The organism is Robinsoniella sp. KNHs210 (genome assembly GCF_000686105.1).
Lineage (GTDB): Bacteria > Bacillota > Clostridia > Lachnospirales > Lachnospiraceae > Robinsoniella > Robinsoniella peoriensis.
On the sequence record NZ_JMLZ01000002.1, the window covers coordinates 4,065,814 to 4,077,643 of the forward strand.

Genomic DNA, 11,830 nt, shown 5'->3' on the forward strand with positions numbered 1-11,830 from the left:
TGCTCCTAAGCCTATGATGTCTGTGTAATTCCTCCACTCCCCACCTTTGTGAGATTCAGTCTGCTTCCCAACAAAATACCTGAATAAAACAAATTTATAACAAATTCCACACAAAATATGAAAAAAACAAAAGGAATGTAAAATATTTAAAATAGTAATTAAAATTCAGAAAAGCTATAATACAAGTGTAAAGAGAAGCAGGGAACTGGAAAGACGTCGCCAGTCATTGCAGAATGCCGAGAAATAAGGAGGATTCAAATGAAGAAGAGAAGCAGGTTATTATGTGGTGCGTTGGCTTTGACAATGGTGGCAGGAATGCTGTCGGGATGTGGAAAAGGTATGGGAAAAGAGACGGGAAAAGAAACCGGGGATACACAATCAAAAACAACAGCGGCTGCCGGTGATACTAAATCAGCAGATGCTAAAGAGATTACATTCTGGATGTTCCAGGAAAATGCGGAATACGATTTCTTTAAGAAATACGTGGATTTGTATAATGAAGAAAACCCGGACGTACACGTTAAAATGGAACAGATCCCCTGGGAAGATTACAATGGTACAAAAATGGCAACGGCATTTGCCTCCGGCACAGGTCCGGATGTCTTTCTGGTAGCCCCTGGACTATTTTTGAAATACGCAAATTCCGATATTCTTGCACCATTAAATGATTACATCAAACCGGAAGTACTATCGGATTTCTCAGAATCATCCCTGGACGGAGTGAAAATAGGAGAGGATATTCTGGCTATTCCTTTTGAAATGGAGTTCTTGGGATTGTATTATGATAAAAAGGCTTTGGCAGAAGTAAATAAGGAGGCTCCCAAGACCTGGAATGAGATGTATGATGCGGCGAAAGCATTGACAACAGATACCAGATCGGGACTCACCTTTGAAACAGTGAAAGGAACCCATCAATTATTTGAATGGTATCCATTCCTGTGGCAGACGGATAATGATGTGTTCAATGAAGAGAAAACAGCTGCAAAACTGAACCAGCCGGGAGTAATAGAGAATTTAGAACTGAAACGGAAAATGCTGGAGGAGGGCACTGCTAATCTGAAACCGAGCCGAAATAATACGGAAATCGGAATACTGGCTGATGGAGAAACGGCAATGCAGATAAACGGCTCCTGGGCAATTACGAAGCTGGAGCAGGAGTATGCGGATTATATTGATAATGTAGGTCTGGTTCCACTTCCGATTCCGGAAGGCGGTCATGCATCTACCGTTGCCGGCGGCTGGAAAGTATGTGCAAATGCCAATTCCAAATATCCCGAAGAGGCAGCCAGATTTGCCACATGGCTGTTTGCAGATGATGTATCCCATGGGGAGGAATGGTGTACTGAGGTGAAATTTGCCTACTCTCCAAGAAAGTCAATTGTGGAAAACAACAGTGACATCTACCAGAAGGGACTGCGCTCTGTATTTACCAATGAAATCTTTGGAACGGAAAAGGCAGAGAAAAGGCTCCCGGCTGAAATATCAACTATTTTACAGGATCTGCTTCAGGCTGCATATTTTGATACCAGTACGGACATTACAGAGGAGGTTATTAAGGCAGAGGATAAGATCAATGAATTCCTCGCCAGTTATGATGGCGAATTATAATCTCTAAACGATTAGATCATTGAACTGATACAGCGTGATTAACGCTGTATCAGAATTACAGAAAAGAGGGGCGGCATGAAAAAACGTAAAATTAATAAAGGTGAAGCTCTGACGGCATATGCTATGCTTTTACCGGATGTTCTGGGACTTTTGGTGTTTGTTTTTATTCCTATCCTGTATGCTTTTTATATCAGTCTGCACGATTGGACCGGATTATCCGCAATGACTTTTGCAGGGCTGAAAAATTATCAGAAACTGCTAAACGATGATTTGTTTTTAAAAAGTTTATGGGTAACCGTAAAATATACCTTAATGTATGTTCCGGCTGTATTTTGCTTAAGCCTCTTGGTTGCAAGCCTGTTAAACAGCCTGAACAAAAAGGTGCAGTCATTTTTTAGAACAGCATTTTTTGTTCCCTATGCAATTTCTACGGTTATTGCAGGTCTGATGTGGTCCTTTATGTATGATCCCATGAAAGGATTCTTAAACCAGATTATCAAATACTGCGGAGGTGAAAATCAAAAGTTTCTTGCTTCCACCACCCAGGCACTGCCTTCGGTAGTAGTGGTAGGCGTATGGCTGGTATTGGGATATAATGCTATTTTATTTCTGTCTGCCATGAAAGACATACCGGCAGAATATTATGAGGCGGCAGACATTGACGGAGCAGGCAGCATCCGCAAATTTTTTACAATCACGCTTCCATTGCTGAAAGATACTACCGTATTCGTAGTTGTAATGTGCGCAATTGCTTCCTTTCAGGCATTCGACCAGATTAAAGTCATGACGGCAGGAGGACCGGCAAATGCTACTACCACATCTGTTTTATACACTTACCGGCAGGCATTTGAAACTAACCAGATGGGATATTCTTCAGCTTTGGCATTTGTATTGTTCTTAGTAATTATGGTATTTACCTTACTTCAAATGAAAATTTTAAAGGGCAGGGAAGATTAAGTTTTATGCCTGCGCAGGCAGGCGGATGGGAGATTATCATGAAAAAAAAGACCAGGCAGCAGATTATTCTTATTGTGATAGCTGCCATCATAGCGATTATTATTGTATTTCCGATATATTTTCTGGTTATCAGTTCGTTTAAACCATTGGGGGATATTTTCAATATGGATATCTTTCCGGATTTTTCCACATTATCCTTTGATAATTACAGGACGGTTTTTCAGGAAGAAAGCTTTGGCGGATACATTTACAATTCCTTTTTTGTGGCAACCATAGTAACCGTTGTGGCCCTTATCTTTCATGCAATGTCAGCATATGCACTGGCAAGGCTGAACTTCCTTGGGAAAAATGTCATTTTCACCTGGATACTAAGCACATTAATGATTCCGTTTTCTGTAATTATGATTCCGTTGTTTATTATTGTACAGAAAATGCATTTAATTAATAACCTTTGGGGAGTTATTATTCCCATGATTCCCAATGCCTATGGAATCTTTTTATTCCGGCAGTTCTTCCTGGGAATTCCCAAGGAACTGGAGGAAGCGGCAAAGATAGATGGGGCATCATACTTTGGAGTTTTTTGGCGGGTGGTTCTTCCACTGTCTAAGCCCATAGCGGTAACCCTGGCAATATCCTTTTTCCTGGCAAACTGGAACAATTATCTCTGGCCATTAATTATTGCACAGGACAGATCATTGTGGCTGGTACAGATAGCAATTGCCAATTTCAAGACTTCACAGTCCGTAGAATGGAATCTCGTTATGGCAGCTTCCTGCATTGCGGCACTGCCCATAATCATATTATTTTTTGTATTTCAGAGATATATTACAGACGGAATAAAAACTGCGGGCATTAAAGGATAAAGGATAACAGATAAATGATAAATGAAAAAGGATAAATGATAAAGGATGACTGCAATCAGATACCACTAAAATATTATAAAAGAAAGGAACGCCCAGGGAGATTATGGATCCGGACAGTATGGGCGGTATTGCAGAAAGTCTGCAATATAAGGTGAAATTATGAACTATTCCAACATACCATCATCACTAAATACATTAGCGATTAAAAGAGATACAAAGCGAAAGAGGGTTTCCAGTTATGATAAAAAGGGCGGCAATGATGACCGTGTTTATATCCAGCCGGGTAAAACTTTTACGATCTGTGACATTAAAGGTGCAGGCTGTATTAACCACATTTGGTTTACACTGGCAAATGACGGGTTTATCCAGGAAAAGTATAATCTGAGAAAACCGGTCCTTAAGTTCTACTGGGATAATGAAGAGGAACCAAGTGTATTGGCACCCATCGGGGATTTCTTTGGTATGGGTCATGCTATGTGCAAGAACTTTGTCAGCGCTCCCTTACAAATGAGTCCGGAAGACGGACGGGCATTTAACTGCTGGTTTCCGATGCCTTTTGCTGAACGTGCCCATCTCACCGTCGTAAATGAATGTGATACTACATTAATCTTATATTTTTATATTGATTATGAAGAGTACGAGGAACTACCGGAAGAAATGCTTCGCTTCCATGCATTGTGGAATCGGGAGTTGCCAACGAAGGGTGTGACAGAAGAGAATTTTGAGACCCACAGGGACTGGTGTTTTGAAGGGGCAAATTTAACGGGAGAAGACAATTATGTATTATTTGAAGCTTCCGGAAGAGGTCATTATGCAGGCTGTAATATTAACATTCATAACCTCAATTCCAATGGACTTTGGGACTGGCCTGGTGAGGGCGATGATATGATCTTTATTGACGGGGAGCCATGGCCTCCAAGACTTCATGGAACCGGAACCGAAGACTATGTAAATATGGCATGGTGCCCCCGGCAGGAGTACAGCGCTCCCTATCATGGGTTAATACTGGGGGGAGAAGATAACTGGAAGGGGAAGATTTCCTATTACCGTTACCATATACAGGATCCGATTATGTTTGAGCAGTCCATCAAAGTTACAATTGAGCATGGACATGACAATCACAGAAGCGATGACTGGTCAACGACTGCATATTGGTATCAGACAGAGCCGCATGCAGCCTTTGCCGAAATACTGCCTGTGGAGAAGCGGCTCCCTATAGAGGAAGAAGAGTTTAATTGGGAAGGAAAAATCTAACAAATAATTTTAAAACCTAAAACATACTATTATATTTAAAAAAAGCGCAGCATATTACAACTACAGGTTGTAGTGCTGTGCTTTTTCGTACCGATTTGCTGTTAACAACGCAACGCTGTACTGGCATGGACATTATGCTAAAAACCATGGATAAAAAGTTTCATGGAAAAGAAAACAAATTATTTTCTATGCTCTTTAGTGTAATGTCCATGTTCAAATGCGGACCTCGTATGATAGGATTGAATTATCAAAAAACGGGAGGAAACAAATATGAAACGGAAGAAATTAACAGCTCTATTATTAGCATCTGCAATGGCGGTGGTAACCTTTACAGGCTGCGGGGGTTCAAACAGCACCCAACAGGCGGACGATCAAAAGACTGCTTCGGAAGGCAGTGAGACAGAAAAAAATGATAGCCAGGTTGAGACATCAAAAGAATCAGGAAAGGAACAATCAGGTGACAAACAGTTTGAAGGTGTAACGCTTACCTTGCTGAACCGCTCATCCGCTACACCGAAAGGAGTACTGGATCAGGCATGTGCTGTTGCAGAAGAAAAATTCGGTTTTAAAATCGATATTGAACCCTGCGAGGAGGACAACGTGGTTAAGACCAGACTCGCTACCGGTGATTGTCCGGATCTGCTGATTTATAATACGGGAAGCCTGCTTTCTTCGCTCAATCCCGCAGAGTACTTTATTGATCTTACCAATACAGATATGGCGAAGACCTTCGATGATGCGTTTAGCCAGGCGGCAAGCGTGGATGGCGTGTTATATGGCATCCCCCAGTGCGACAGCATGGGAGCCGGAGTCTATTATAATAAAGAACTGTATAAACAATATAATCTGGAAGTACCAAAGACCTGGGATGAGTTCCAGTCAAACCTGAAGACCTTGAAAGAGGCAGGGGTTACCGGAGTCGGAACGGCACTGAAGGATGTAGTCTACGCCCAGCTTCCATTCCTGGCGGACAATTACCAGATCCTGCATGATGAGCCGGACTTTGCAAAGGAATTTACCGCAGGGAACATTAAATTCGCAGATTCCAAGGCAGGGCTCAGAACCTGGGAGAGATATGAGGAACTAGTTCCGTACTTTAACGAGGACTGTGCTTCTGTTACCATCGAAGAGATTGCAGAAAGAATATTCAGTAATGAATGTGGACACCTGATCAATTTCTCCAACCAGATTCCTACCTGGAGTGAGACTTATGGGGACGATATCAACAAACTGGGATTCTTCGCACTGCCGGGGGATACACAGGAGCAGACCGGACTGACCATCTGGCCTTCCAATGGTATTTATGGGAATAAAAACAGTGAAAATGTGGAAGCAATTCAGGCATTCTTGGATTGGTATGCATCTGATGAGGGAATGGATACCCTGACTTCCTTCTATACACCAGCCGGCGGCTTCCATACAGGATATGAGCCAAAAGGGGAGTCTCTGGACCTGATCAAAGAGGTACAGGCATATTATACGGAAGGAAATACAGCTCCGGCCCTTGAATACCTGACACCAATCAAGGGCGCAAACTGTCCGCAGATCTGCAGTGAGATCGGCAGTGGACAGACAACTGCCAAAGAAGCGGCAGAAGCCTATGACGAAGACTGCAAAAAGGCAGCTATGCAGCTTGGAATGTGGAATTAAATGTAAGAAAACGAGGTGGCTGTCCCAGTCGGCAGCACCTCTTTTTTTACCCTTGGATATCCCGTAATGCGCGTTCCGCTTTCAAACTACTTATTAAGACAGTATCGCAGGCAGGCCTGCGATATGCAGGAGGTATAAGGTTGAAAGAAAATTATGATTTGGAAAGGAAGCCACAGTGTGATTCTTTCAACCTGTTTTATTGTGGCAGTATTGCAGGCAGGCCTGCAATATGCAGGGGGTATAAGGTTGAAAGAAAATTATGATTTGGAAAGGAAGCCACAGTGTGATTCTTTCAACCCGTTTTATTGTGGCAGTATTGCAGGCAGGCCTGCAATATGCAATGGGTATAAATATGAGTAAAAATAAAACATATTCGAATTGGTTTTTTGCTCCTGCGATGGTTATTTTCCTGGTCTTTTTTATTACACCTCTGGTCATGGGATTTTATTTCAGCCTGACGGTATGGGATTTTAACGGAGCAACTTTTGTGGGACTGGATAACTATAAGATGTTCTTCTCTGAGCGGTCACTGAACATCAGTATTAGAAATACACTGATCTATGCAGTTCTGACCTCTGCATTAAAAACAATACTTTCATTTTTTATCGCTATATTTCTTACCAGTGCCATTAGAACAAAAAATATGATCCGCTCCATTGTATTTTTCCCCAATCTGGTAAGTGCAATTGTAGTAGGAATTACGTTTTCCACTTTTATGAATTACTCCAAGGGATTGTTCAATAAAATTATCGGATTTTTCGGAATTGCCGGGGTTGACTGGCTTGGAGAACCTTCGGTAGCCCTCTACTCAGTTATCTGGACCGATGTTTGGAAAGGGCTATCCATCGCCACTGTAATTTTTGTGTCAGGTATTGTAAGTATTGACAAAACATTCTATGAAGCAGCGTCCATAGACGGCGCCAACGGATGGCAGAAAATGAAAAGCATTACCTTGCCCCTCTGCCGCCCGGCAATGAACAGTATTATTATTCTTTCTTTTATTGGGGGATTAAGAAGCTTCGAGCTGATCTGGTCCATGACAGGAGGGGGACCCGGTTTTGCCACAGATGTACTGTCCTCCGTTATTTACAAACAGTATGCATCGGGATTCTATGGAATATCCACAGCCGGTAATGTGATTATGCTGGTACTGGTATCATTGCTTGCATTCCCGCTTCAGAAATTCCTGATGAGCAAGGAGGTGGACTGAGATGAAACGAAAAAAAAAGCTTTTGTTGTTTGGTGATATCATTGGGATGCTTGCTGCGATTTTAATTTTTGTAACGCCATTTATTTATATGTTTATCAATTCCCTGAAAACTGCAAAAGAAGCAAACCAGTTTAGCTTTGCGCTGCCCGAGAAGCTGATGTGGAGCAATTATGTGGAAGTATTTAAAGAGAGTAATTACATTCTGCTTACCGCTTTTAAAAACAGCATTCTGCTGACCGTATTTTCTGTAGCTGGTCTGGTGCTGGTCTGCTCTTTGGCGGGATATGTGCTCCAAAGGCGACAGGATAAAACGACCAATTTCGTAAATATGCTCATTATGACAGGGCTTATAATCTCTCCTGCAGTGCTGCCTACGATCTGGGTTCTAAAGGGATTACATATATACAGAACCCTGTTGGGGGTAATATTAGTGCAGATTGCCACCGGAATACCTTATACCACCATGCTGTACCGGGGCTTTATTTCCAGTATTCCTAAGGAGCTGGAGGAAGCGGGCTGTATCGATGGCTGCAATCCCAGAGTTATGTTCCGGAAAATCATTTTTCCTCTGCTGAAGCCGATTACGGCAACCGTGGCCATATTAAACTCGGTAAATTATTTTAATGATTTTACCACTCCCCTTTATTTTTTACCGGGAAAAGAAAATATGACAGTGCAGATGACTCTTTATTATTTCAAGGGGAAATACTCCACCTCTTACAATCTCCTGTTTGCGGATGCTCTTGTAGTTACAATTCCGCTGCTGATAATATTTATTTTTCTGAATAAGAAGATCATGGATGGAATGGTAGCAGGTTCCGTTAAAGGGTGAGCGCGAAATTTACCGGAAAGGTATCTGGAATGATTCTATCCCGGGAGCTGCTTTCGTGATACAATAATTCCTGGAGTGTGTCTGTAAAATCAGTCCCGCAGCCTGCATGAATACACTCCGGGAGGAGGGAACGGCATGAAGTTTCAGACAAAAATGAGAACCGTATATGCCATACTGGGGATATTGACCGCAATTGTAGCAGGATATATCTATTATTCCATCAGTATGGAGAAAATAAAAGAGAGGGAGATGCAGAATCTTTCCATCAGCGTCCGGCAGCTGAGCCAGCAGTATGACGAGCTGATTCAGTCCATGAAAGATGTGAGTTACTATCTGCTCAGCGATGCGGACACTTTGACGGCGATCACTACCATTTCTACAATGGAAAGGTCTGAGCGGACAGAAAGGTATTTCCTGAATTCAGAGGATACGATTTTATCTCAGGAAAACAATGACTATATCAGTAAGAAATTTTACCGGGTGGTATTCTGCAACGATAATTGTGAACCGATTGCCAACCACAATATGGATGACAGGAAAATCCGCAGGCATCTTGATTATAAAAAAATGCCATGGTATGAAAGGGCAAAGGACAACCAGGACACATTTACTATACTTGGAATGCATCCGGATACCTGGGGTGATAAGGATAACCTGAAGGTATTATCTGTTGTAAAGGCAATACAGGGAAGAAATATGGGGTATATCGAAGTTCAGATGAGCCTGGAAGATGTCCGGAACAAACTTCAGCTGGGTGACACAGACTTAAACGTATGCCTTTTGGACGACAAGGGTGAGGTTATTTACCAGAACGGGGATTTGGATCTGGATTTTTGCAGAAGTCTTCTGCAGCGGGACAACATTCCGGCTGATACTTTTAAAGGAAGTCAGGGAGCCAGATATCTGGCTGTGGGAGAGTATAACGTGGATGCGGGAACTACGGTTATGGTCTATAAAAACAGTTCCGTAATTCAGGAAGATTCCTCCTATGTGGTATATATGAGCTTTTTCCTTATAGGAGGGATGCTGCTGTTTTCGCTACTGTATGTAACAGTATCCACCAGGCATCTTACAAAACCCATGATCCGTCTGCAGGAGGCTTTTCAGAATACCAGTCTGGAAACCCTGACCCAGTCCATGAATCTGGATCTGAAGGACGGCAATGATGAATTCCGGAAAATGGGACAGGTGTACGAGGATATGAGGAGCCGTCTGCACACGGCGATTCAGCGGGAAAAACAGTTGTCCACCCTGCAGCTGCAGACCCAGTTTGACGTACTGCAGGCTCAGGTGAATCCTCATTTTATCTATAATGTTCTGAATGTCATTTCCGGCAGAGGCAGTCTGAACGACGATGAAGTGATCTGTGATATCTGTGATGAACTGGCGGGAATGCTGCGGTATTCCACCGATACGAAAGAAAAATATGCCACGTTGAAAGCGGAGATCACTTACCTGGAATTATATTTCTCATTGCTCAAATACAGGTATAAGCACAAATTGGAATACACCCTTGAACTGGATAAGACCGTAGAAAACCAGATACTTCCCAAGCTGGTTATCCAGCAGCTGGTGGAAAACAGCATCAATCACGGCTTTCAGAATATCAGCGGGATCATGAGGATTTCGGTAAGCAGCTACAAAGACGAAAGCCGATGGTATATCAGAGTCAGTGACAACGGAGAGGGATTCTCTCCGGGTGTAAAAAGAGATTTGGATGACAAGATGAATCAGTTAAAAGAAGACCTGGCAGATAATTTCCAGAATGTAGAGATGAGGATCGGGGGAATGGGACTTTTGAACACCTTTGCCCGGCTGTATCTGCTGAATGGTGATGACCTGGTCTTTATGATTCAGAATAAGGAGGAAGGCGGAGCCGAGATTATCATTGGGGCGGCGCTAAAATAGGAAAGGAAAGATGAAAGCATATGTATCAGGTATTTATTGCAGAGGATGAACCGGCTGCGTTGGAGCATATTTGTACGATTATTCAGAACAAATGCCCGAATTTTCAGGTGGTAGGGACAGCGGAGGAAGGAAAAAGTGCATTGGAACAGTTAGAATATCTCCGCCCGGATGTGCTGATAACGGATGTAAAGATGCCTGTCATGGATGGAATATTTCTCATCAAAAGGGTGAAAGAGAAGTATCCGGATATTCTTTCAGTTATAATCAGCGGATATCAGGAATTTGATTATGCCCAGTCCGCACTGTACTATGGGGTGTGCGATTACATTTTAAAGCCGGTAAAGCCATCCACGCTCCAGGAGAGTATGTATATGATTCAGGGCAGGCTGGATGAGTACTATTATGGCTTGCGTAACAGGACGATCAGGGAGATGTATCTGGGAAATATTTCGGACCCGGTACGCTTCCGTCGTATCTTTTCTGATGACGGATATTATATTGCACTGTTAAGAAAAAACAGCCTGCCGAGAAGATTTGCAGAGTTCAGAGGCGTTGAGATATTTTCCATCAAAGAGGAGCAGCTGATGGTATACGGGAGAGATGAAATGGAAGCCTTGTACATATGCCCGGTAAAATTGATGGTTCACAGCAGCTTTGAAAAATTTATGATGCATATTCTGGAAAAGCAGAAAAATACCGCTGCGTTTCACACGTTAGTATTAAAGGAACGGCCGGTACCGGCGGAGAAGCTTCCGGAAATGATTCGGCAGCTTTACCAGACGATGGATTATCAGCTGGTCATCGGGAAAAATCAGATTATCCGGGACGAAGATTTCGATGCGGCAGAAAAAGGTGGACATAAATTTGACAATTCGTCTCTGAGCAGGCTGGAATTTTTAATAAAGGAGCATAACAGACAGGATATTCCCGATGAGATATCCCGGTGTTTTGCCAAATGGAGCAGGGAAGAGTACACTCAGCTTTGGACAGAGGAAAAAGTCCGGGAGATGTTCAGTGTTTTCCGAAGAGCCGATCTGCTGGATGAGCCGGTTGCCATGTGTGAGTACTTTATCGATGAGGCTTTCTATTATGCGGAAAATATGCAGAAGCTGGCAGAAGATATCCGGCAGATTCTGTGCAGGAATATACTGGAGGAATCCAGAACCTGGAAGATCGACACCCCGGAATTTTTTGATAAAGTAGAAAAATATCTCAAAGAACATCTCACAGAACCTTTGTCACCCCAGAAGATATGTGATGTTTTCGGCATTTCACAGGCATATCTGAGCCGGCTTTTCAGAAAATACAGTACGGTAAGCTTCAGTAAGAGGCTTACCATACTCCGGGTGGAAAAAGCCCAGCAGATTATGCGGGATAAAAGAGAATTATATATCAAAGATATTGCTTCCAGAGTGGGTTACGGAGACCAGTTTTATTTCAGCCGGATTTTCCGGTCCGTGACCGGTATTAGTCCTACTGAGTACATGGAAGAACTAAAAAATGATTGAATTCATACAGTGAGGCAGTCAAATAGCCTATGGGAATAAA

General features: G+C 42.7%; 10 protein-coding genes. All 10 read left to right on the forward strand.

All coding sequences use genetic code 11. From position 1 onward, the window contains the following. The first annotated feature begins 258 nt into the window (after positions 1–258). The 10 genes from CD03_RS0124105 to CD03_RS0124150 all read left to right on the forward strand — a co-directional run bounded on the left by CD03_RS0124105 (position 259) and on the right by CD03_RS0124150 (position 11,790). Positions 259–1,608: an ABC transporter substrate-binding protein gene (locus tag CD03_RS0124105; RefSeq protein WP_027295818.1), complete on the forward strand. Its 1,350-nt coding sequence runs from the start codon at positions 259–261 to the stop codon at positions 1,606–1,608. Between the two features lie 75 nt (positions 1,609–1,683). Then, positions 1,684–2,565, forward strand: coding sequence for a carbohydrate ABC transporter permease (locus CD03_RS0124110; RefSeq protein ID WP_027295819.1), 882 nt, complete (start codon positions 1,684–1,686; stop codon positions 2,563–2,565). 38 nt (positions 2,566–2,603) lie between these two features. Continuing rightward, entirely contained in the window at positions 2,604–3,428 is an 825-nt protein-coding gene (locus tag CD03_RS0124115; RefSeq protein WP_027295820.1) for a carbohydrate ABC transporter permease, read from the forward strand. A 159-nt stretch (positions 3,429–3,587) separates the two neighbouring features. Next, positions 3,588–4,682: a glycoside hydrolase family 172 protein gene (locus CD03_RS34645; protein WP_044289628.1), complete on the forward strand. Its 1,095-nt coding sequence runs from the start codon at positions 3,588–3,590 to the stop codon at positions 4,680–4,682. A gap of 270 nt (positions 4,683–4,952) precedes the next feature. Further along, complete coding sequence (locus CD03_RS0124125; RefSeq protein ID WP_027295821.1) at positions 4,953–6,332, forward strand: ABC transporter substrate-binding protein; 1,380 nt, start codon at positions 4,953–4,955, stop codon at positions 6,330–6,332. 140 nt (positions 6,333–6,472) lie between these two features. Next, positions 6,473–6,595, forward strand: coding sequence for a hypothetical protein (locus CD03_RS39035; RefSeq protein WP_255348115.1), 123 nt, complete (start codon positions 6,473–6,475; stop codon positions 6,593–6,595). A 44-nt stretch (positions 6,596–6,639) separates the two neighbouring features. Then, positions 6,640–7,542 carry a carbohydrate ABC transporter permease gene (locus CD03_RS0124135; protein WP_242849150.1) on the forward strand — a complete coding sequence of 301 codons (903 nt, stop codon included), beginning with the start codon at positions 6,640–6,642 and terminating at the stop codon, positions 7,540–7,542. Position 7,543: 1 nt separating this feature from the next. Beyond that, entirely contained in the window at positions 7,544–8,374 is an 831-nt protein-coding gene (locus CD03_RS0124140; protein ID WP_027295823.1) for a carbohydrate ABC transporter permease, read from the forward strand. Between the two features lie 135 nt (positions 8,375–8,509). Beyond that, positions 8,510–10,282 carry a sensor histidine kinase gene (locus CD03_RS0124145; protein WP_027295824.1) on the forward strand — a complete coding sequence of 591 codons (1,773 nt, stop codon included), beginning with the start codon at positions 8,510–8,512 and terminating at the stop codon, positions 10,280–10,282. 20 nt (positions 10,283–10,302) lie between these two features. After that, positions 10,303–11,790 carry a response regulator transcription factor gene (locus CD03_RS0124150; protein ID WP_027295825.1) on the forward strand — a complete coding sequence of 496 codons (1,488 nt, stop codon included), beginning with the start codon at positions 10,303–10,305 and terminating at the stop codon, positions 11,788–11,790. Positions 11,791–11,830 lie beyond the last annotated feature (40 nt).

Bases quoted from the DNA above. Each gene is read 5' to 3' on its own strand.
- CD03_RS0124105 (WP_027295818.1), top strand. From the start codon at position 259: ATGAAGAAGAGAAGCAGGTTATTATGTGGTGCGTTGGCTTTGACAATG.
- CD03_RS0124110 (WP_027295819.1), top strand. From the start codon at position 1,684: ATGAAAAAACGTAAAATTAATAAAGGTGAAGCTCTGACGGCATATGCT.
- CD03_RS0124115 (WP_027295820.1), top strand. From the start codon at position 2,604: ATGAAAAAAAAGACCAGGCAGCAGATTATTCTTATTGTGATAGCTGCC.
- CD03_RS34645 (WP_044289628.1), top strand. From the start codon at position 3,588: ATGAACTATTCCAACATACCATCATCACTAAATACATTAGCGATTAAA.
- CD03_RS0124125 (WP_027295821.1), top strand. From the start codon at position 4,953: ATGAAACGGAAGAAATTAACAGCTCTATTATTAGCATCTGCAATGGCG.
- CD03_RS0124140 (WP_027295823.1), top strand. From the start codon at position 7,544: ATGAAACGAAAAAAAAAGCTTTTGTTGTTTGGTGATATCATTGGGATG.
- CD03_RS0124145 (WP_027295824.1), top strand. From the start codon at position 8,510: ATGAAGTTTCAGACAAAAATGAGAACCGTATATGCCATACTGGGGATA.
- CD03_RS0124150 (WP_027295825.1), top strand. From the start codon at position 10,303: ATGTATCAGGTATTTATTGCAGAGGATGAACCGGCTGCGTTGGAGCAT.